This window comes from Sulfitobacter undariae, assembly GCF_014196805.1.
Taxonomy (GTDB): domain Bacteria; phylum Pseudomonadota; class Alphaproteobacteria; order Rhodobacterales; family Rhodobacteraceae; genus Sulfitobacter; species Sulfitobacter undariae.
Map to the genome: position 1 here is coordinate 592,631 of NZ_JACIEI010000001.1, position 19,270 is coordinate 611,900.

20 protein-coding genes are annotated in these 19,270 nt (G+C 55.6%); 12 read left to right on the forward strand and 8 right to left on the reverse strand.

The features are described from left to right. Positions 1-48: 48 nt before the first annotated feature. Both GGR95_RS02965 and GGR95_RS02970 read right to left on the reverse strand, forming a co-directional pair. Positions 49-252: a hypothetical protein gene (locus tag GGR95_RS02965; RefSeq protein WP_184562569.1), complete on the reverse strand. Its 204-nt coding sequence runs from the start codon at positions 250-252 to the stop codon at positions 49-51. 157 nt (positions 253-409) lie between these two features. Then, positions 410-805 (reverse strand): DUF6524 family protein, encoded by a 396-nt coding sequence (locus GGR95_RS02970; RefSeq protein WP_184562571.1) that lies wholly within the window; start codon positions 803-805, stop codon positions 410-412. A gap of 164 nt (positions 806-969) precedes the next feature. On the opposite strand from GGR95_RS02970, the gene GGR95_RS02975 reads away from it, so the two are divergent. From GGR95_RS02975 to GGR95_RS02985, 3 genes are all read left to right on the forward strand, one after another. Then, positions 970-2,262, forward strand: a complete 1,293-nt coding sequence (locus GGR95_RS02975; protein ID WP_184562573.1) for an adenylosuccinate synthase — start codon at positions 970-972, stop codon at positions 2,260-2,262. A 70-nt stretch (positions 2,263-2,332) separates the two neighbouring features. Beyond that, positions 2,333-2,566, forward strand: coding sequence for a DUF2842 domain-containing protein (locus tag GGR95_RS02980; RefSeq protein WP_184562575.1), 234 nt, complete (start codon positions 2,333-2,335; stop codon positions 2,564-2,566). Beyond that, on the forward strand, positions 2,563-2,925 hold the full coding sequence (locus tag GGR95_RS02985; RefSeq protein WP_184562577.1) for a glyoxalase superfamily protein: 363 nt from the start codon (positions 2,563-2,565) through the stop codon (positions 2,923-2,925). The genes GGR95_RS02980 and GGR95_RS02985 overlap by 4 nt, the downstream gene beginning before the upstream one ends. Before the next feature lie 54 nt (positions 2,926-2,979). On the opposite strand, the gene GGR95_RS02990 is transcribed toward GGR95_RS02985, so the two are convergent. Beyond that, positions 2,980-5,235: a hypothetical protein gene (locus GGR95_RS02990; protein ID WP_184562579.1), complete on the reverse strand. Its 2,256-nt coding sequence runs from the start codon at positions 5,233-5,235 to the stop codon at positions 2,980-2,982. A 138-nt stretch (positions 5,236-5,373) separates the two neighbouring features. Between GGR95_RS02990 and GGR95_RS02995 the strand changes: the two genes are divergently transcribed. Beyond that, positions 5,374-6,093, forward strand: coding sequence for a thiamine diphosphokinase (locus GGR95_RS02995; RefSeq protein ID WP_184562581.1), 720 nt, complete (start codon positions 5,374-5,376; stop codon positions 6,091-6,093). Here GGR95_RS02995 and GGR95_RS03000 read toward each other — a convergent pair. The 3 genes from GGR95_RS03000 to GGR95_RS03010 all read right to left on the reverse strand — a co-directional run bounded on the left by GGR95_RS03000 (position 6,002) and on the right by GGR95_RS03010 (position 9,159). After that, entirely contained in the window at positions 6,002-6,925 is a 924-nt protein-coding gene (locus tag GGR95_RS03000) for a DMT family transporter (protein ID WP_184562583.1), read from the reverse strand. The two genes, GGR95_RS02995 and GGR95_RS03000, sit on opposite strands and share 92 nt — an antisense overlap. Positions 6,926-7,011: 86 nt before the next feature. Then, positions 7,012-7,683, reverse strand: coding sequence for a type 1 glutamine amidotransferase domain-containing protein (locus tag GGR95_RS03005; protein ID WP_184562585.1), 672 nt, complete (start codon positions 7,681-7,683; stop codon positions 7,012-7,014). Positions 7,684-7,785: 102 nt separating this feature from the next. After that, entirely contained in the window at positions 7,786-9,159 is a 1,374-nt protein-coding gene (locus GGR95_RS03010) for an L-serine ammonia-lyase (protein ID WP_184562587.1), read from the reverse strand. Positions 9,160-9,502: 343 nt separating this feature from the next. Here GGR95_RS03010 and rpiA point away from each other — a divergent pair, with 343 nt between their 5' ends. The 5 genes from rpiA to GGR95_RS03035 all read left to right on the forward strand — a co-directional run bounded on the left by rpiA (position 9,503) and on the right by GGR95_RS03035 (position 15,619). Further along, the gene (rpiA, locus tag GGR95_RS03015; protein ID WP_184562589.1) at positions 9,503-10,291 is read left to right on the forward strand and encodes a ribose-5-phosphate isomerase RpiA; all 789 of its coding nucleotides are present in this window, start codon (positions 9,503-9,505) and stop codon (positions 10,289-10,291) included. 18 nt (positions 10,292-10,309) lie between these two features. Further along, positions 10,310-11,668: a glutathione-disulfide reductase gene (gene gor / locus GGR95_RS03020; protein ID WP_184562591.1), complete on the forward strand. Its 1,359-nt coding sequence runs from the start codon at positions 10,310-10,312 to the stop codon at positions 11,666-11,668. 128 nt (positions 11,669-11,796) lie between these two features. Next, positions 11,797-13,023, forward strand: a complete 1,227-nt coding sequence (gene hflK, locus GGR95_RS03025) for an FtsH protease activity modulator HflK (protein WP_184562593.1) — start codon at positions 11,797-11,799, stop codon at positions 13,021-13,023. Further along, positions 13,023-13,922: a protease modulator HflC gene (gene hflC, locus GGR95_RS03030; RefSeq protein ID WP_184562595.1), complete on the forward strand. Its 900-nt coding sequence runs from the start codon at positions 13,023-13,025 to the stop codon at positions 13,920-13,922. The genes hflK and hflC overlap by 1 nt, the downstream gene beginning before the upstream one ends. A gap of 206 nt (positions 13,923-14,128) precedes the next feature. Then, positions 14,129-15,619: a Do family serine endopeptidase gene (locus GGR95_RS03035; RefSeq protein ID WP_184562597.1), complete on the forward strand. Its 1,491-nt coding sequence runs from the start codon at positions 14,129-14,131 to the stop codon at positions 15,617-15,619. 85 nt (positions 15,620-15,704) lie between these two features. Here GGR95_RS03035 and GGR95_RS19100 read toward each other — a convergent pair whose 3' ends face one another. After that, positions 15,705-16,049 (reverse strand): peptidoglycan-binding domain-containing protein, encoded by a 345-nt coding sequence (locus GGR95_RS19100; RefSeq protein WP_246423262.1) that lies wholly within the window; start codon positions 16,047-16,049, stop codon positions 15,705-15,707. Positions 16,050-16,412: 363 nt separating this feature from the next. Between GGR95_RS19100 and GGR95_RS03045 the strand changes: the two genes are divergently transcribed. Genes GGR95_RS03045 through GGR95_RS03055 form a run of 3 tightly spaced genes read left to right on the forward strand, consistent with a single transcriptional unit; the run spans position 16,413 to position 17,919 of the window. Continuing rightward, positions 16,413-16,736 (forward strand): 2Fe-2S iron-sulfur cluster-binding protein, encoded by a 324-nt coding sequence (locus GGR95_RS03045; protein ID WP_184562601.1) that lies wholly within the window; start codon positions 16,413-16,415, stop codon positions 16,734-16,736. After that, the gene (locus GGR95_RS03050; RefSeq protein ID WP_184562603.1) at positions 16,736-17,524 is read left to right on the forward strand and encodes an FG-GAP repeat domain-containing protein; all 789 of its coding nucleotides are present in this window, start codon (positions 16,736-16,738) and stop codon (positions 17,522-17,524) included. Before GGR95_RS03045 ends, GGR95_RS03050 begins: the two co-directional genes overlap by 1 nt. Next, a complete protein-coding gene (locus GGR95_RS03055; protein WP_184562605.1) occupies positions 17,521-17,919 on the forward strand; it encodes a hypothetical protein in 399 nt (132 codons plus the stop codon). Before GGR95_RS03050 ends, GGR95_RS03055 begins: the two co-directional genes overlap by 4 nt. Positions 17,920-17,963: 44 nt before the next feature. On the opposite strand, the gene purD is transcribed toward GGR95_RS03055, so the two are convergent. Continuing rightward, positions 17,964-19,229 carry a phosphoribosylamine--glycine ligase gene (purD, locus tag GGR95_RS03060; protein ID WP_184562607.1) on the reverse strand — a complete coding sequence of 422 codons (1,266 nt, stop codon included), beginning with the start codon at positions 19,227-19,229 and terminating at the stop codon, positions 17,964-17,966. Positions 19,230-19,270 lie beyond the last annotated feature (41 nt).

Sequence of the window (19,270 nt, forward strand, 5' to 3'; positions counted from 1 at the left end):
TGATACACAACGAAAGACGTGGTGCGTGCCATATCGGCGTCTATTGCATTATTCATCGTCGCCTTGTTCATCGCTGTCGTAGCCCAAAAGATACATCGCACCGCCGACAACAATCAGCCCGATTTTGATCCCCCAAGCAACAGCTTCACCCCAGTTGTAGATCCAAAACAGATAGCTAGGGACACGGCCCACAGCACTCAAAACAATGGCAAAAATACCCAAAAAGGCCAGAAGGCCACCAATACTACGCATCGTAATTCCTCATAACTAGTTAACAAAGCTCAGGTTGCAGCCAACAATGTAGCTGCTCCTCAAGGGTGCCACATGACCACGCAGCTTCACAATCTGTTATTTGATATTGAGGAATAATGATGAGGCTGGGCTGGCTTTGGGGCTAGTCCCGCGCGCTTCAGGCATCGACATCATCCACATCGGCCTGACCAGAGAGCGTGCGGCGCACGATGCTCCAACTGAGGCCGATGGCGAGAACAAAGCTGAGCGCGATAAGGCCAAGCCAGACATTCATGCTGGGGTTGTCCAGCCGCAAGACTCCCAGATCATACAGCACCCAGATGCCTGCGCCGACAACGGCCAGCACCAAACCCATGCCAAAGCCGCCAATGCTGCGCAGGGTGGCGCGTAGATAGATGATGTAGCCGATCAACAGAACCAAGCCCACCAGCACGGCGATCGAGATATTCATCCCGCCATAGCTGCGTGCCCATTGCACATAATTATACTCTGTCGGGTTGAATGTGGCCGCAAGCAACAGAAATGCGAAAATCCAGCGTGTTAGAAAGCCCATGGCGGCGGTCCTTTGTCGTGTTTCGCGGCAATATCGGGCGATGGGGGGCAAAAGTCTATGGGTTTACGTGAGAATCAGGTTTCATGCCCCAGCGCGCAGGGCTATACGGATGCGGGTTTGGACTGCGCATAGAGCGGGTCTGCCGCTTCTTTGAGAGGAATATCATGGCCAATGTTGTTGTCGTAGGTGCCCAATGGGGTGACGAAGGTAAAGGCAAGATCGTAGACTGGCTGTCCGAGCGTGCTGATGTGATCGCACGTTTTCAGGGCGGTCATAACGCCGGACATACGCTGGTGATTGACGGCGAAGTCTTCAAGCTGAGCTTGCTGCCGTCGGGTATCGTCCGGGGCGGCAAATTGTCGGTCATCGGTAACGGTGTGGTGCTGGACCCATGGCATTTGCAAAAAGAGATCGCCGGATTGCGTGGCCAAGGTGTGACGATCACGCCTGAAACGCTGATGATTGCGGAAAATACACCGCTAATCTTGCCGATCCACGGTGAATTGGACCGTGCGCGCGAAGAGCAAACATCGGTTGCCAAAATCGGTACAACAGGGCGCGGCATCGGGCCAGCCTATGAAGATAAAGTCGGCCGCCGTTCTGTGCGTGTTGCGGATTTGGCCGATGATGCCACGTTGGAACTGCGTGTTGACCGTGCGTTGGTTCACCATGATGCGCTGCGCCGTGGTCTGGGCCTTGAGCCTGTGGATCGTGAACGCCTGTTGGCGGATCTGCGTGCCATCGCGCCAAGTGTGCTGGAATATGCTGCACCCGTTTGGAAGGTTCTCAACGAGAAACGCCGCGCTGGCAAACGTATCTTGTTTGAAGGTGCGCAGGGTGCGTTGCTGGACATCGACTTTGGTACATATCCTTTTGTGACCTCATCCAATGTGATCGCAGGTCAAGCAGCTACAGGTACGGGCATTGGGCCTGGCTCCATCGATTTTGTTCTGGGGATCGTCAAAGCCTATACCACCCGTGTTGGCGAAGGCCCGTTTCCTGCGGAATTGAACGATGCTGACGGTCAACGTCTGGGTGAACGCGGCCATGAATTTGGCACTGTCACAGGCCGTAAACGCCGCTGTGGTTGGTTTGATGCGGTTCTGGTGCGCCAAACCTGCGCAACATCTGGCGTGAACGGTATCTCTTTTACCAAGCTGGACGTGCTGGACGGGTTTGAGACGCTGAAAATCTGTGTGGCTTATGAGTTGGACGGCAAGCGGTTGGATTATTTGCCGACAGCGGCAGATCAACAAGCACGTTGCACACCTATCTATGAGGAAATGCCGGGTTGGTCAGAATCTACCGAGGGCGCCCGTTCGTGGGCGGATTTGCCTGCGGAAGCCATTAAATATGTGCGCCGCGTGGAAGAATTGATCGAATGCCCTGTGGCGTTGCTGTCGACTTCGCCTGAGCGTGAAGACACGATTCTGGTAACCGATCCGTTTGCGGATTAAGCTACCTGAATGAAAAATGGGCTGGCCGATTTTCGGGCAGCCCAATCACACCAACCCCAAAGGAAAACCGATGGCCCTGAGTTACAAAGCCCGCCGCCGCTGGTCACTGTTTGTGTTGTTGGTGGCCTTGCCCGTCTACATCGTGCTGATGATCTGGGTGATATCCCTGTTCAACCGCCCACCGTTCTGGGTGGAACTGCTGATCTATGTCGGCTCTGGCGTGGTCTGGGCCTTTCCGATGAAGGCGATTTTCAAAGGCGTAGGGCAGGCTGATCCTGACGCGCCTGTCGATCCAGAACAATGAAGGCGCCGATCCCGATTTTGCGGTGTTTCGATACCAAAGCCACACGGGAATTTTATCTGGATTTTCTTGAGTTTGAACCCGTGTTCGAGCACCGGTTTGGTCCTGACATGCCGCTTTATATGGCTGTGAAAAAGGGTGCATGTGAATTGCATCTCTCTGAACATTTCGGCGACGGCACGCCGGGGACGTTTATTCGGATCGAAGTGGAGGACGTCGCTGCGATGTCCGAGGCGTTGATCGCTAAAGAGTATAAAAATGCCAAACCCGGATGGCAGCGCCAAAGCTGGGGTTGGGATGAAATGAGCATTTCTGACCCTGCTGGCAACCGATTGATATTTGCCTCACGCAACGACGTGTAAAACGAAAAAGGCGGACCAAATGGCCCGCCTTTTAGTGTTATTGACTGTAGCGTTTTAGCCTGCTGCGCGCGCATCGGGTTTAAATCCGATCTGATCGGAGACCTGAAAACGGCCCCCTCTCAGTTTTTCGATTTTGCCTTCCCGCAGGAGTTTGCCAAAGGAGCGCAAGCTGTCTTCACGGGTGAAGTCCTCTTGCTCGACCTGACGTACTTTTGTCATCAACTGAGGGCGTGAAAATTCTTCGTGGCCTTCAATATAGGAAAGGTATGCCGCAGCTGCCTCCAGTAGATCAGAGAGCGTTTCGGCACCCATGTCGTTGGCAAAATCGGCAAAGCTTCGCGCGTCAGTCGCTGCTTCTTGCACAGCGGGTTGCGGAGCAAGCGTTGCGACACGGCGCGGACGAACCTGTGCGCCGCTGTTTGTGCTACCACCATCGATGCGTTGCTCTGCCACCAGCTTGAGAGGGGCCGCGCGGTTTTCCATAGGGCGTTCAGTGCGTGTGCCACTCCGGCCAGTTGGTCGGCGCGGGCGCACTACAGTCGCAAGATCATCGCGGTAGGCTTCGCCCGTGTCTTGTTCTTCTGGCATGCCGCCCACGGCTTCGTCTGCCTTTTTGGCTGCAACGGCCGCACGCAGATGGGCAAACGCATCACGGCGCGTGTTGCTTTCGGGTTCATCCATCTGACTGTCGGTTTCTTTCATTAGACGGGAAAGGTCGTCATCAGCGGTGCTGTGGATGCCTGTTTTCGGCTTTACTTCTTGTGCTGTATTGTCTGCATCCGAGGATGTTACTTCTTCCTTAGGCGAGATTTCAGCTTCTATTTCAGCGAGTTCGCGGGCGAGTTCTGCTTCTGCTTCGGCGCTCAATGTTGATTTATCGGCCAAGGGGGCCTTGCGCGGTTCAGGTGTAGGCTGTTGCGCCGCTGCTGTTTCTTCTTCCTCGTCGTCGTATTCTTCCAGAGCGCCGGATCGAATGGCGGCATCCAGCGAGGCGCGTTTGACTTTGAGCACACGTGTGCGGGGCGCGGGGCGCGGGGTGCTTACTACCGGGGCAGGCTCAGCGGCGGCAACGGTTTCGCTTACTTCTGCTGCTTCTTCTTCAATCGCGTCGGTTTCGTCACCGTCAAACAAATTGTCATCATCCGCCTCGTCAACGGCATCAGCGCCTTCCATAGACGCAAGGATATTGCCTTCCATTTGGTCATCTGCATCCGAAGATGAAGATTCCTCTTCTAGAGGTGAAGTATCTTGTGCTGGGGCGTCTGCCTCTTGGTCAAGACGGTTCAGGATCGCAGTGATATCGTCATTTTCGTCATCATAGTTTTCGCTGGATTGCGCGTTTGCGGCATCGAAATCATCATCCGCATTTAACGCCTCTTCGATGTCACGAACGGCGTTGGCCTGTGCTGTCGTCTGGGCGTTTTCGTCAGCTTCTGCTACCGCTGGGGGGGGCGTTGTGGGAGCCTGCGGTTTTGGAGTGACGGGTTTGTTCAGTTTTGGCGAAATCTTGAAGGTACGTTTTTCAACGACAGGTTCCTTCGCAACAATTTCTTCGGTTTTTACTGTCTCAACGGTTGCATCAGCGTGTTGGTCTTCGGAATAATCCGGTGTGGTGTCTTCTTCGGATTGCTGGGACACAACGGCGCGGATGCGCTTGAGTTTGTCTGCGATGCTGTTGTCTCTGGCTGCCTCAAGGGCAGACATTGGCGCAGCAGCGGTGACGTTCTGTTCGGCAGAGACGTTTGATTTTGTTTCAGAAGCAGGTTGTTCGGCGAAAAACGCCTCTACTTCTTCATCAGGCAGGCTTGGAACGATGTCTTGGGGGGTGTCATCAGTAGCCGCTGGCGTATGAACTGCGGCTGCTTCTGGAGCAGGCTGTGACTTTACAGCCGGAACATCTTTCGCAACCGGCGCAGGCTTGGCTACAGGTTGGGGCGCCTCAGCGGGTGTGATGTCTTCGGATGTCAGTTCAGCGGTTGTCTGCGTGGCATCGGCAACCGCCGTAGCGACATCTTCAACGGCTCCGGCAGCGACCTGTGCGGCTGCTTGCGGCGTGGTCTTGGCTGAAAGCACAATCCGGCCCTCATCCTGACGGGCCTCGACATGACGCGATATTTCACGTTGTGCGATGCGCGCTAGCATTTGTGCGTCAGGCTGGGGCGGCTCTGCGCCGAAATACCTGTCATCAGAGGCTAAATCGCGAAAATACTCTGCGATGGCCTTCATTGTGCCGAAGGAATCATCGAATCCCTCAAGCGTACATGAAAAAGTACCATAAGATACTGTAAGAATTTTGTTGTTGTTGATCATCGGATGCTCGTCCTCTGCGTCTTGGTCTCACAAGGTTTACCATGATATCCAAGACCAAATGGGCACCAAACTGTGCCAACCGCGGTGTCATTTTGGGGCGTTATTGTGGCAACCCGTCTAAGTTGAATTGAAAGTGCTATGTCAAATCCGATCATTTCCAGTTCCAATCCAGTCACTCTTTTGGGAGGGGGGCAGGTTAGCGTAAGGGATATTGCAGATGCGTTAACAATTGCGCCACAGTGTGTGGCGGTTGATGGTGGCCTTGTGGCGGCACAGGCTGCGGGCCTATCGCCGATGGCAGTTATCGGCGACATGGACAGTGCCCCGCCAGAAGCGCTTGCGCGTGTCCCGCTTGCACAACAGCACCGCGTTAGTGAACAACAATCTACGGATTTCGACAAGGCACTTCGTCATGTGGATGCGCCTGTCACGGTGGGGGTCGGATTTTGTGGGGGGCGTGTGGATCACCAATTGGCCGCATTTCATACTCTGCTGGTGCATGCGGATCGTCCCTGTGTGCTGTTGGCGCAGAATGAGGTGATCGTGCTGGCACCGCCGCAGGTGACGCTGGAGATGAGCGCTGGCGATGTGGTGTCCCTGTTTCCTCTGGTGCCCGTCACGGGGCGAAGTCGTGGATTGGAGTGGCCGATTGACGGGCTGCCTTTTGATCCAGCGCAGTTTGTAGGGACGTCTAACAAGGCGCTGGGCAGGGTTGAGCTTTGGATAGATGCGCCGGGCATGTTACTGATTGTGCCGCGTCGTTTTCTTAGACCGTTGGTGGGGCATTTCGCGCAAGGGGGCGCGCGGTGGCCTGTTCACGCAGAACCACATAAACACCAGCCGCCACTGTCAGAGTAATGCCGTAAGCTGCAAGCGTGTCGGGCAGCTCGAAGAACAGCCAGTAACCGACCAAAGTAGCAACGGGTATTTCCAGATATTGCATGGGGGCCAATGTGGCGCTGGGCGCATAGCGCAGCGACCATGTCATACACAGATGGGCCAGCGTACCCAGCACGCCTACGGCGGCCAGCAACTGCCATTCGACGACGTCAGGCAGAACCAAGGCCAGCGGCGCGAACCCGAAGGCGCCACCAAGCACGATAATCGGGGTCAATAGTACCATAGCCATTGTACCACTGACGGCTTGCAGGGCGATGGGGTCTGATTCCTTGGCCAGCTTGCGGGTGGTTAACATGAACAGCGCAAAGACCACGGCCACGCCAACAGGCAGCAGCGCGATCCAGCCGACAGCCAGAAAATTGGGGCGGATCACCAGCAACGTGCCGACAAAACCAACGGCGCAGGTAAGCAAGCGGTGCAGGCCGACTTCTTCATCCAGAAAAACGCGGCCCAGCAGCAGCATGATAAAAGGCATGACAAAGACAATGGCAATGGCATCCGCCAGCGGTAGATATTGTAGCGAGGTGAACATGCCCCCGATGCCAAAGATGTGCAGGATGGTGCGGATAAAGGCCAAACGCCATGCGCGTGGCGACAGGCGCCAATCAATGCCCGCAAATGCAATCAGGGGGATCAGCACAAGTGCCTGCACCGCAAAGCGGGTGAAAACCAACTGGCCTAGAGGAATGCTTGGCCCCAGTAATTTGGCAACCGCGTCGCCAATTGGGGCGAGGACGCAAAAGCCGAGCATGAGGAGAATGCCGAGAAGCGGCTTGTCTGGTGTTGTCATTCAGTATCGGTAGGGCGTGTTAGCAGCCTTGACAATAGCTGGGGTACGTCGGGGCGCGGGCACCCCGACGTTTTAGGTTAAATCACTTACAATAGCGCCAACAGTTTTTGCGCGGCTTCCTCGGAGGAGGCGGGGTTTTGACCCGTGACCAGTTTACCGTCGGTTGTGACAAAGCTCGCCCAGTCATCGCCGCTCAGATAAACACCGCCATTGGCCTTGAGCATGTCTTCCACCAGAAACGGCACAACTTGCGTCAGGCCCACAGCGTCTTCTTCGCTGTTGGAAAAGCCGGTGACCTTCTTGCCCGCAACCAAAGGTTTGTCGCCCAGTTTGGTATGTTTGAAAATCGCGGGGGCGTGGCAGACAGCGCCGATCGGCAGATCGGCTTGCGCAAAGCTTTCGATCAAGCGGATGCTGTCTTTGTCTTCGGCAAGATCCCACAGGGGGCCGTGACCACCGGGATAGAATACCGCGTCAAAGCCCTGTGCAGTTTGCTCTGACAAAAGTTCTGTCGCGGCCAGAGCGGCCCGCGCGTCAGGGTCGGCCTTAAAGCGTTTGGTTGCTTCTGTCTGGGCGTCTTCTGCGTCGCTTTTGGGGTCCAGCGGGGGTTGGCCGCCTTTGGGAGAGGCCAGCGTGATCTGTGCGCCTGCGTCTTTAAGGGCGTAATAAGGCGCTGCGAATTCCTCCAGCCAGAAACCTGTCTTTTCGCCCGTATCGCCAAGTTGATCGTGGGAGGTGAGGATCATTAGAATATTCATGAGGGGTACCTTATACGTTTGGTCTGCCTATGTGGTAGGCAGTCATCCCTCATTCAACCCGCGCAGGGCAGGTCGGTTCCCGTTTCCCTAGATTACCAAGCGTCAACAGTTGGGAACATTTACCGCCAATCCACCCAGCGAAGTTTCTTTATACTTCTCGCTCATGTCCGCACCCGTCTGGCGCATGGTTTCAATACAGGCATCCAGAGGCACCAGATGTGTGCCATCTCCGCGCAAGGCGAGGCTGGCGGCAGAGACGGCTTTGATCGCACCCAGACCGTTGCGCTCGATACAGGGGACTTGGACAAGGCCGCGCACGGGATCGCATGTCATTCCCAGATGATGCTCCAGCGCGATTTCGGCGGCGTTCTCGACTTGCTCGGGGGTGCCGCCCATAACGGCACAGAGCGCCCCTGCGGACATAGCAGCGGCGGAGCCTACCTCGGCCTGACAACCCGCTTCGGCACCCGAGATGGAGGCGTTGAATTTGACCAAACCGCCAATGGCCGCAGCGGTGAGCAAGAAATCCTCGATATGGCTCTCGGATGCACCGGGCACGTGATCAAGGTAATACCGCAATGTGGCGGGCATCACACCTGCCGCACCATTGGTGGGGGCGGTGACCACCTGACCGCCTGCGGCGTTTTCCTCGTTTACTGCCATGGCGTAGACGCTCATCCAGTCGTTGATGGTATGGGGGGCAGATTGGTTCATGCCGCGCTCGGAAAGCAGCGCCTCGTGAATGGCTTTGGCGCGGCGTTTCACGTTCAGGCCACCGGGCAGTATGCCATCGGTTTCCAAGCCACGGTTGATGCAATCATTCATCACTTGCCACAGGCGTTTCGTGCCCGTGCGCAGATTATCGGCACCACCGCGCGCTTCTTCGTTGCTGCGCTTCATGCCTGCTATGGTTTTACCCGATGCTTTGGCCATCTCCAGCATCTCGGCGGCTGATTTGAACGGGTAGGGAACGGGCGTGCCCTCTTCGGTGTTCTTGCCTGCGGCAAGCTCCTCTTCGGTCATGACAAAACCGCCGCCGATGGAATAGAACACTTGCCGCAATGTGATGTCGCCCTGTGCGTCCAGCGCCATGAGGGTCATGCCGTTGGCGTGACCTTTGAGCGGGGTGTCATAGTCAAAGATCAAATCAGCTTTGGGGTCAAAGTGCAGTGTCGGCAGATCGGGCACAGTGATCGTTTTACTGGCGTTTATGGCCTTCAGCGTCTCTTCTGCGCGGTCTGCGTCAAAGGTTTCGGGTGAAAACCCTGCGAGGCCCAGAATTGTGGCGCGGTCTGTGGCGTGGCCAACACCTGTAAATGCCAGACTCCCGTGTAAGGAGGCGCGCAGCCCTGCAAAATGGAAAGGAGAGGCCCGCATCATGTCTAAAAACCGTTGGGCGGCCACCATCGGGCCCATTGTGTGCGAAGACGAGGGGCCTATGCCCACTTTGAACATCTCGAAAACAGATAAAAACATCAGGTGGCACTTCCATAAAACGGTGTGGCGGGGGACGCCGCGATGAGGGGCACGCCGCCACACGTTGGGGTGTGGGCAGCATATTCACGCGGCGCAATAGTGCAAGTGCTGCTGTCGCGCCGCGATGCCGAGCAACGGCGGCGCTGCGGTAAGTTGCAAAAGGAAAATTCAAGCTGTGATCTCATCCCTTGATTGTGCGGCAAAGGTTCACCTGTGGCTGGTCAGAAAACGACGCGCCAAGGTGCATTCAAGGCTACAACTGGGATACGCAGGGCACAATTCTCCTCGCACCTTGCGCGCATATTTCCTATAAGCACTGTGACACCTTAACGGAGCTGCCCCCATGTCAGGAGAACTGTCACCGATTGATAAAGCCAAGTTTGTGGCCGCCAAACGTGCAGCCGACTTTGTGGAAGACGGCATGCGTGTTGGTCTTGGCACTGGGTCAACTGCCGCATGGTTGGTGCGTTGTCTAGGCGAGAGGGTGCGCGAAGAAGGTTTGAGGATGCGAGGTATCCCTACCTCCAGCCGCACAGCGCATCTGGCACGTGAAGTCGGGATCGATGTGATCAGCCTTGATGAAGCGAAATGGCTGGATCTGACGATTGACGGGGCGGATGAATTCAACGGCGACCTGAACCTGATCAAAGGCGGCGGTGGCGCATTGTTGCAAGAGAAGATTGTAGCGACTGCAAGTGATCAAATGATCGTGATTGCAGACATCGGCAAAGAGGTAGAGCATCTGGGCGCGTTCCCCTTGCCCGTTGAGATGGTGCCCTTCGGGTGGCAAACCACACAGGCATTGGTGGAAGAGACGCTGATCTCGATGGATGTGCTGGGCAATAACAGCACGCTGCGCATGAACGGTGAGCGCCCGTTTGTGACGGATGAGGGAAATTACCTGCTTGATCTGCACCTCAATCGCATCGGCAATCCGCGTCAACTGTCGCTTGTGCTCAATCAAATGCCGGGTGTGGTTGAAAACGGGCTTTTCATGGATATCTGTGACAAGGTTGTGATTGGCTTTGGCGACGGGCGCGTTGAGGTCCGTGATATCAACAGCGGTACAGTTGAAAAAGATCGGGTTGATTTTGTCGAAAGCGACAATCTCTTTGCCGATCTAGGCGATTAAAATATAAAGGGCAGGGCCATGAGCAATTTTGACTATGATTTGTTTGTCATCGGAGGCGGTTCCGGTGGGGTACGTGCAGCACGGGTTGCCGCAAGCGAATATGGCGTAAAGGTCGGCTTGGCCGAAGAGGACCGTTATGGCGGGACCTGTGTGATCCGTGGATGTGTCCCTAAAAAGCTGATGGTTTTTGCCTCTGGCTATGGCGAGATGACACAAGATGCCCGTGATTATGGCTGGGACGTGCAGGATGGTGCGTTTGATTGGCATGTCTTCTCGGGCAAAATGCGCGCAGAGTTGGACCGCCTTGAGGGGGTGTACCGCAGATTGCTGGATGGTTCTGGTGTTGAGAAATTCGATGCACGCGCTACGTTAAAAGACGCTCATACTGTTACCTTGTCGACAGGTGAGGAAAAGACCGCGAAACATATCCTGATCGCGACGGGCGGACGGCCTGTGCGGTTGGATCTGCCAAATGCGGATCTGGGGATTGTATCCGACGACATCTTCCATCTGGACGATCTGCCGCGCACGATGCTGATTGTCGGTGGCGGCTATATCGCCTGCGAATTTGCCTGCATCTTGCATGGGTTGGGTGTTGAAGTGACACTGTTTTACCGTGGCGGCCAGATTTTGAACGGCTTTGACGACGAAGCACGGGGCCTTGTGGCGGAACAGATGCGCGCGCGGGGCATCAAAATGCACTCGGGCACCAACATCCTAGAGATGGAAGACCGCGATGGTGGCACTTGGGTTAAAGGCACAACTGGCCCTGAAAAAATCTATGATAAAGTGTTCTTTGCGACGGGCCGCAAGCCGAACTCTGACAATATGGGGTTAGAGGCGCTGGGCATCGCGATGGGCCGCAACGGCGCAATTGAGGTGAATGAGTACAGCCAGACGGGTGTGCCATCAGTCTATGCTATCGGTGATGTGACCGACCGTGTGAACCTGACGCCTGTGGCGATCCGCGAAGGTATGGCATTTGTAAAAACCGTATTCGGCGGGGAACCTACGCCAGTGGATCACGATCTGATCCCCTCTGCCGTGTTTACCCAGCCTGAAATGGGCACCGTCGGCATGACCGAAGAAGAAGCACGTGCGCAAGAAGAGATCGAAGTGTACTCAACCACCTTCAAGCCGATGCAGTCTGCTTTTGCGGGCCGCGATGACCGTGTGATGATGAAATTGGTTGTTTCCAAAGAAAACCGTACTGTGTTGGGATGTCATATCGTCGCACCGCAAGCAGGTGAAATGATTCAAATGGCGGGTATTGCGGTGAAAATGGGCGCTACGAAAGAGCAGTTTGACCAAACCTGCGCTGTGCACCCTACAATGTCCGAAGAATTGGTGACCATGCGCAGTCCTGTGCGGTCATGATCGTGCAGACATCTTGAAATAGTTGTGTAAACTCACGATTTAGAGGTTACAGGGGGTACAAACGTATAGTTTGTGCAACTTACGACAAGCCTGCTCCGGATCGGGGCGACTTAAAGAGGGAAATAATTATGGCTGGCAACACAGGCGGTCCTTGGGGCGGCGGTGGCAACACAGGCGGCGGCAATGGCGGCGGCAATAAAGGCGGCGGTGATAACGGCGGCCAAAATGGCGGCGGTAACCGCGGCAATAACGGTGGCGGCGACAAGCCCCCGATCCCCGAGATCGACGAGTTGGTTAAAAAAGGCCAAGAACATCTGCGCGTTTTGATGGGGGGCGGTGGCCGCTCCAAAGGGACTGGCGGCGGTTCCGGTGGTGGCACTGGCGGGCCTGAGCTGACACGCGGCACCATCGGTGTTGGTGTACTTGTCGCGGCTGCGGCGTGGCTGTTTGCCTCTACTTATACTGTGCGCCCTGAACAGCAGTCGATTGAGCTGTTCCTTGGTAAATTCTCGGGCATCGGTACTGAGGGTCTGAACTTTGCCCCATGGCCGTTTGTCACTGCCGAAGTATTTGACGTTACAACCAACCGTACGGAAACATTGGGCACCCAGCGGAGCACCAATGACAACGGCGGCTTGATGCTGACGACGGATGAGAACATCGTTGATATTGATTTCCAAGTTGTTTGGAACATCAAAGACGCACAGCAATTCAAATTCTCGTTGCGCGATCCTGACTCGTCTGTGCGTGCGATTTCTGAATCCGCAATGCGTGAAGTGATTGCACAATCCGAACTGGCCCCCATCCTGAACCGGGATCGTGGTCTGGTGGAAGAAAAGGTCAAAGAGCTGATTCAGGTCACGTTGGACAACCGCAACACCGGCATCAACGTGCTGCGTGTGAACGTGAACAAAGTTGATCCGCCCAGCCGTACTGTTGTGGTGACAAACACCGATGGCTCAACCGAGCAGGTTTCTGTTGTAGATGCCTTCCGTGATGTTCAGGCTGCCGCGCAAGAGCGTGACCGTCTGGAACGCCAAGCGGATGCCTATGCAAACCAGAAAACGGCTGAAGCCCGTGGTGAAAGCGCCAAAATGCTGGAAGCCGCCGAAGGCTACCGCGCGCGTGAAGTTAACGGCGCAATCGGTGAGGCATCGCGTTTCGAAGCGGTTCTGACCGAATACACCGCCGCACCAGAAGTGACACGCAAACGTCTGTATCTGGAAACCATGGAAAAAGTCTTTGGTCAGGTCGATAAGATCATCCTTGAAAACAACCAAGGTGAAGGCGGCGGCCAAGGCGTTGTGCCCTATCTGCCCCTGAACGAGCTGCGCCGCAGCGGAGGAAACAACTGATGAAAAAGACCAGCTTTCTGATTCCGGTTGCCGCCATTCTTGTTGCGGCGTTCTTGTCTTCTATCTTTGTTGTGGATGAACGTGAAAAGGCACTTGTGCTGCGTTTTGGTCAGATCAAACAGGTTATCACTGAACCCGGTTTGGGGTTTAAGGTGCCAATGGTGGATGAGGTTGCGCGTTTTGAAGACCGCATCCTGACGCTGCAAACACCGCTGATCGAAGTCACACCTGCCGATGACCGCCGTTTGGAAATCGACGCATTTGTGCTCTACCGTATCGACGATGTGGTTCAGTACCGCCAAGCGGTTGGTGCCGGCGGTGAATCCCGTGCTGCCAACGACCTGAGCGGTATTCTGGAATCCCAGATTCGTGCAGTTTTGGGTTCGCAGGGTGTGACCTCCAACACCATCCTCTCGCCTGAGCGCTCTGGCTTGATGGATCAAATTCGTGTGCGCTCTGATGCGCGTGCAAATGCATTGGGCCTCAAGGTTGTAGATGTGCGCTTGCGTCAGACAAACCTGCCCGAGCAGAACTTTGACGCGACGCTGCAACGGATGATTGCGGAACGTGAACGCGAAGCAACGGATGAACGGGCGCGGGGTCGTGAAGCGGCCCAGCGTGTGACCGCCCTTGCGGACCGTACGTTTGAGGAAATCATCTCAGAAGCGCGCCGAGATGCGCGTATCATTGAAGGTGAAGCAGATGCAGAACGGAACCGTATTTTCGCCGAAGCCTATTCGAAAGATGCGGAGTTCTTTGAATTCTACCGTTCGCTTGCCGCTTATGAAGAAGCGCTGAAAGGCAGCAACTCTACCATGGTGTTGTCGCCCAATAGCGAATTCTTCAACTACCTGCGCTCTGATCAAGGGTCGCGTTCGGATGAGGGTGAGCAACGCTAAATACTGATGTACTGTTGAATTTGAAAAGGGCCGCACATTTGTGTCGGCCCTTTTTTATGTCCGATGCAATTGGTTGGGGGCCAACCGTTGAAATGAGAATTCAAAACACCATGTTTTATATTGCGGTCCGAGTGGTCAATGTGCACTCTGACCAGACATGAAAATCGCCCCGAGGCGGGTATGATTTCGATCAGGAGACAATAAATATGCAGCCCAAAGCGGTCGCCAGAACTCACACCCTTTCCTTTTCCCCTGCTATGCGTGCAGCCCTGATCGGGCTGATGGCACTGACACTGGTGATTTTGCAGACGGTCATGGCCTATGCCAAACCCGAAAGCCTTGCGCCTCTCGCAGAAAAAATCAGCCCCTCGGTTGTGAATATTACGACATCGACACTGGTTGAGGGCCGCACAGGGCCACGCGGCATCGTACCTGAAGGATCGCCGTTTGAGGATTTCTTTCGTGAATTTCAAGACCGAGACCGTGGTGACGATGACGGAGCACCATCGCCGCGCCGCTCGTCTGCGTTGGGGTCCGGTTTTGTGATTTCCGAAGATGGCTATGTTGTCACCAACAACCACGTGATTGATGGTGCGGATGAAATCACCATCGAATTTTTCTCGGGCAAAGAATTGGTGGCCACAGTGATCGGTACAGACCCGAACACGGATATTGCCCTGTTGAAGGTCGAAGCCGACCAGCCGCTGCCCTTTGTCAAATTCGGCAACAGTGATGCGGCGCGTGTCGGTGATTGGGTTGTCGCGATGGGTAACCCGTTGGGGCAGGGGTTTTCTGTTTCTGCGGGGATCGTAAGCGCACGCAACCGCGCACTGTCGGGCACTTATGATGACTACATCCAGACTGATGCGGCGATCAACCGTGGGAACTCGGGGGGGCCGTTGTTTGATATGGACGGCGCTGTGATCGGTGTGAACACGGCGATCTTGTCTCCTAATGGCGGCTCGATCGGGATCGGCTTCTCGATGGCATCCAATGTGGTGTCACGGGTTGTGGACCAGTTGAAAGAATTCGGCGAAACGCGTCGTGGCTGGCTGGGCGTGCGTATTCAGGACGTCACACAGGACGTGGCAGATGCGATGGGGCTTCAAGAGGCAAAAGGTGCGCTGATCACTGATGTGCCCGAAGGCCCTGCAAAAGTTGCAGGTCTGAAAACCGGTGACGTGATTTTGTCTTTTGACGGGGTGGATGTTGGCGATACACGCGGTTTGGTCCGTCAGGTGGGCAATAGCGCCGTTGGTGCAACTGTTCGTGTCACGGTCCTGCGCGAAGGGAAAAGCCAAACCATTGCTGTAACCCTTGGGCGCCGCGAAGACTCGGGCAGTGACGCGACACCAGAAGACGAAGGCACACCGGATGCAAGCGAAGCACCTGATGTTTCCTCTCTGCTGGGTCTCACAGTTACGCAACTGACTGACGACATGCGTCAAGAGCTGGGGGCGTCTGCGGATATGGAGGGCCTTGCTGTGACAGCCGTAACCGAGGGTTCCGAAGCCTTTGAGAAAGGTCTGCGTGTTGGTGATATCCTCACCGAAGCGGGCCAGCAAAAAATTGCGGTTATTGCCGATCTGGATGCGCGTATCCAAGCGGCACGTGACGCAGGGCGCAAATCCTTGCTGCTGCTGGTACGCCGTGCCGGTGATCCGCGCTTTGTGGCACTGACCCTTGATGAAGAATAAGAGCACTGCTCTAATCAAATCTAATCAAAAGAAAGGCGCTCCAACCGGGGCGCCTTTTTCATATGTTGCATGGGGTTTAGCGGCGTTACGGGGTGCGGGGGACCGCGACAATGCCCAGTTCGCGGGCGGTCTCCATGGACAACACCTCGCTATGCAATCCGTTTTTCGACTGTATCGCCAACACAGCACTGCGGGTGGCGCTGTCCATATTTCCCGTCACGACACCTGAATATAGCCCCCGCGCTAGTAATGCCCGCTGTAAGGTTGAAACCAGTTCAACCGTGAAGGCAGGAGGGCAGGGGGTTTCAAACCAGTTGTTTGCGCGCGGTGTTACAATATTTTGGCGGCTTTCTTGACGGTAAACGGGTAAAGTCCCGATTGACCCGTCGGAATTGGTTTGCGCAGGCGTGACCAGTACTTTTTTGGTCACCGTCTCGACGACCGCAGGGGTTGGTATTTTTTCCCAACAGGTGCCAGCCGGCGCTCCATGCGGGGCCAAGCCATTATTCAAAACATCACCGCTGTTTGATGCAGGTGTTGTCTGCAAGCATGCCGAAAGCGCCAAAGCGCTGAAAAGAACTATTGTTGAACAAAGTCCCGAACCTGATTTGAATGCCTGTGTCATTGCCCAACGCCTTTTGGGTCTGCGTGTATCACCTTAGCTTACCTGTATTTTTGAAGGTTGCCTAGAACCTCAAAGCCACCTCGGCAAAGAGTGACATAAAAGGGGCTGGCATAGGCGCGAATGCTTGCTTAGAAACGGAGGGGAAATTTATAGAAAAGGGCAGCTCTGATGGCCAAGATCACTTACGTAGAACACAATGGCACGGAACATGTTGTCGAGGTCGCAAATGGCCTGACGGTCATGGAAGGCGCACGCGACAACAACGTACCAGGCATCGAAGCAGACTGTGGCGGAGCCTGTGCCTGCTCAACCTGCCACGTTTATGTGGATGATGCATGGGTCGATAAACTTCCAGCCAAAGATGACATGGAAGAAGATATGCTTGATTTCGCCTATGAGCCGAATCCCGCCAATTCCCGTCTGACGTGTCAGTTGAAGGTGACCGATGCGTTAGATGGCCTGCGCGTTAAAATGCCCGAAAAGCAAATCTGATGACCCAAGCGCGGCGTCGGCTGGTGTGCCCGTGGCGCGGCACCGCGCGCCGCGCCGTGTTACCGCTGTGTGTGTGGCTAGCGGGGGCGGGGACTGCCCTAGCGGCAGAAACGATCACATCCGCCCGCTTTACCGAGCCAACCTCGCGTTACGCCCATGGCGTGTTGGGGGATGCCGAGGAATGGGAGGCGTTGGAGATCAAGACAAACAATGCGTCCAATGATACCCTTTCATCAAATGCTGTCTTGCGCAAAAACACATATACAATAAGGCTGCCGCTCACGTCGGTTTTTGAAGATGTGGCACCGCGCCTCGCGGATGTAGATGGGGATGGCAATCCCGAAGTTGTTGTCGTTGAGACAAGCGTCACACAAGGCGCGTCCCTTGCGATTTATGACGCAAAGGGAAAACGCGCAGCGACCCCGTATATAGGCACAAGAAACCGTTGGCTTGCCCCTGTGGCTGTGGCGGATCTGGACGGCGATGGTTTTGTTGAACTTGCCTACATTGACCGCCCCCACCTGATGAAAACGCTGCGCGTCTGGCGCTTTGAAAATGGGGCATTGAGCGAAATCGCCACCTTTGGTGGGGTAACAAACCACCGTGTCGGAGAAACCGATATTGCGGGTGGTCTGCGCGATTGCGGTACGGGCCCCGAGATGATCGTCGCAAATGCAAACTGGACGCGCCTGATGGCTGTGACCTTGCAAAATGCATCTCTCGTAGCCCGTGACATCGGCCCTCACAAAAACCGCAACAGCTTTAACCGTGCATTGGAGTGCCGATGAAATCACTCGCCCTTACCCTTTTTACCGGCCTCATGGCCTCAAATGTCAGCGCGCAAGAGCAGATCGCACCAGATGCATTTTTGGAACTGGCGGTAGGTCGCACGTTGAGTTTCACCAATCAAGTCTCAGGCACGCTTGTCGGGATTGAGCAATTCCTGCGCCCCGATCTGTCTGTCTGGGCGGATGAGACTGGGCGCTGCACTTATGGCCGGATTGAAAAACGCGGCCCGCTGCTGTGTTTTCTATACGAAGATGATCCAGACCCGAATAATTGCTGGGTGCCCTTCATGGACGAAGGCACGTTACTGGTGTTGTCGCAAACCACGCAAGAGCTACAGCGGATAAGCGACATCAGCAAAGAGCCTGTGATCTGCGAAGGGGCACCGACGTCCTGAGGGGGCTCTAGCAGCTTCCATCAGAGACGCCGGACCTATTTCGATTAGTCCAGAGCACGCCAGCCGATGTCACGTCGGCAAAAGCCTTCTGGCCACGCCACCGCGTCAACCATCGCGTAAGCGCGTTGCTGCGCTTGCTCCAATGTATCGCCACGCGCTGTCACGCCCAGAACACGCCCGCCTGCGGCAACAATGTTCCCGTCTTTCTGGGCAGTGCCTGCATGGAACACAACATTGCTGCTGTCTTCGGTAATGGCGTCTAGCCCGCCGATGACAGACCCTTTTTGGTAGTCTCCCGGATAGCCCGCTGCCGCCATAACCACCGTCAGCGCATGGTCATTAGCCCAATTTACTTGTGCCTCCGACAACCGCCCTTGGGCTGTTGCATGCAGCAGGTCTAGTACCTGAGCCCCCAAACGCATCATCAGCGCCTGACACTCTGGGTCGCCAAAGCGCACGTTATACTCCACCAATCGTGGCACATCGTTTTCGATCATCAGGCCCGCATAAAGTACGCCTTGATATGGGATACCGCGTTTGGCCATTTCTGCCATGGTGGGGCGAATGATCTCGGCCAAGGCGCGCTCAGCGATGGCATCTGTCAGCACGGGAGCCGGAGAATAGGCACCCATGCCGCCTGTATTGGGGCCAGTATCGCCGTCGCCTACACGTTTGTGGTCTTGTGCGGTGCCAATCGGAAGTACATTTTCGCCATCACACAGGACAAAGAAAGATGCCTCTTCGCCGCGCATGAATTCTTCGATCACGACTTCGGCACCCGCAGCACCAAATTCACCGCCAAACATGTCGTCAATTGCGGCCTCGGCTTGTGCCACTGTTTCGGCGATGATCACGCCTTTGCCTGCGGCCAACCCATCGGCCTTAACCACGATCGGCGCACCTTGGGCTTGCACGTAGGCTTTGGCCGCTGCTGCATCGGTAAAGTGGCCGTATGCTGCGGTGGGCGCGTTACAGGCATCGCAAATCTCTTTGGTGAAGGCTTTGGAGGCTTCCAGCTCTGCTGCCGCTTTGGAGGGGCCGAATACCAAAATGCCCGCTTCACGCAGACGGTCGGCGACACCCGCTGCCAAAGGCGCTTCGGGTCCGACGATGACAAAATCAATGTTGTTGCGTTCCGCGAATTGCACGACCGTGCCGCCGTCCATAATGTCGATGCTGGCGCAATCGGCGATCTGCGCAATGCCTGCATTTCCGGGCGCGACAATCAGTTTGTCACATTTGGGGTTCTGCATCACGGCCCACGCAAGGCTGTGTTCACGTCCGCCGCTGCCGAGGATTAGGATATTCATGACGTGCACTCCCTTGGAACTCAATGCTCGGCGTTTTATGC

Bases quoted from the DNA above. Each gene is read 5' to 3' on its own strand.
- GGR95_RS03010 (WP_184562587.1), bottom strand. From the start codon at position 9,159: ATGTTTTTATCTGTTTTCGAGATGTTCAAAGTGGGCATAGGCCCCTCG.
- GGR95_RS03045 (WP_184562601.1), top strand. From the start codon at position 16,413: ATGGCCAAGATCACTTACGTAGAACACAATGGCACGGAACATGTTGTC.
- GGR95_RS02985 (WP_184562577.1), top strand. From the start codon at position 2,563: ATGAAGGCGCCGATCCCGATTTTGCGGTGTTTCGATACCAAAGCCACA.
- GGR95_RS02995 (WP_184562581.1), top strand. From the start codon at position 5,374: ATGTCAAATCCGATCATTTCCAGTTCCAATCCAGTCACTCTTTTGGGA.
- gor (WP_184562591.1), top strand. From the start codon at position 10,310: ATGAGCAATTTTGACTATGATTTGTTTGTCATCGGAGGCGGTTCCGGT.
- hflK (WP_184562593.1), top strand. From the start codon at position 11,797: ATGGCTGGCAACACAGGCGGTCCTTGGGGCGGCGGTGGCAACACAGGC.
- GGR95_RS03055 (WP_184562605.1), top strand. From the start codon at position 17,521: ATGAAATCACTCGCCCTTACCCTTTTTACCGGCCTCATGGCCTCAAAT.
- hflC (WP_184562595.1), top strand. From the start codon at position 13,023: ATGAAAAAGACCAGCTTTCTGATTCCGGTTGCCGCCATTCTTGTTGCG.
- rpiA (WP_184562589.1), top strand. From the start codon at position 9,503: ATGTCAGGAGAACTGTCACCGATTGATAAAGCCAAGTTTGTGGCCGCC.
- GGR95_RS03000 (WP_184562583.1), bottom strand. From the start codon at position 6,925: ATGACAACACCAGACAAGCCGCTTCTCGGCATTCTCCTCATGCTCGGC.
- GGR95_RS03005 (WP_184562585.1), bottom strand. From the start codon at position 7,683: ATGAATATTCTAATGATCCTCACCTCCCACGATCAACTTGGCGATACG.
- purD (WP_184562607.1), bottom strand. From the start codon at position 19,229: ATGAATATCCTAATCCTCGGCAGCGGCGGACGTGAACACAGCCTTGCG.
- GGR95_RS02965 (WP_184562569.1), bottom strand. From the start codon at position 252: ATGCGTAGTATTGGTGGCCTTCTGGCCTTTTTGGGTATTTTTGCCATT.
- GGR95_RS02975 (WP_184562573.1), top strand. From the start codon at position 970: ATGGCCAATGTTGTTGTCGTAGGTGCCCAATGGGGTGACGAAGGTAAA.
- GGR95_RS03035 (WP_184562597.1), top strand. From the start codon at position 14,129: ATGCAGCCCAAAGCGGTCGCCAGAACTCACACCCTTTCCTTTTCCCCT.
- GGR95_RS02990 (WP_184562579.1), bottom strand. From the start codon at position 5,235: ATGATCAACAACAACAAAATTCTTACAGTATCTTATGGTACTTTTTCA.
- GGR95_RS02980 (WP_184562575.1), top strand. From the start codon at position 2,333: ATGGCCCTGAGTTACAAAGCCCGCCGCCGCTGGTCACTGTTTGTGTTG.
- GGR95_RS03050 (WP_184562603.1), top strand. From the start codon at position 16,736: ATGACCCAAGCGCGGCGTCGGCTGGTGTGCCCGTGGCGCGGCACCGCG.
- GGR95_RS02970 (WP_184562571.1), bottom strand. From the start codon at position 805: ATGGGCTTTCTAACACGCTGGATTTTCGCATTTCTGTTGCTTGCGGCC.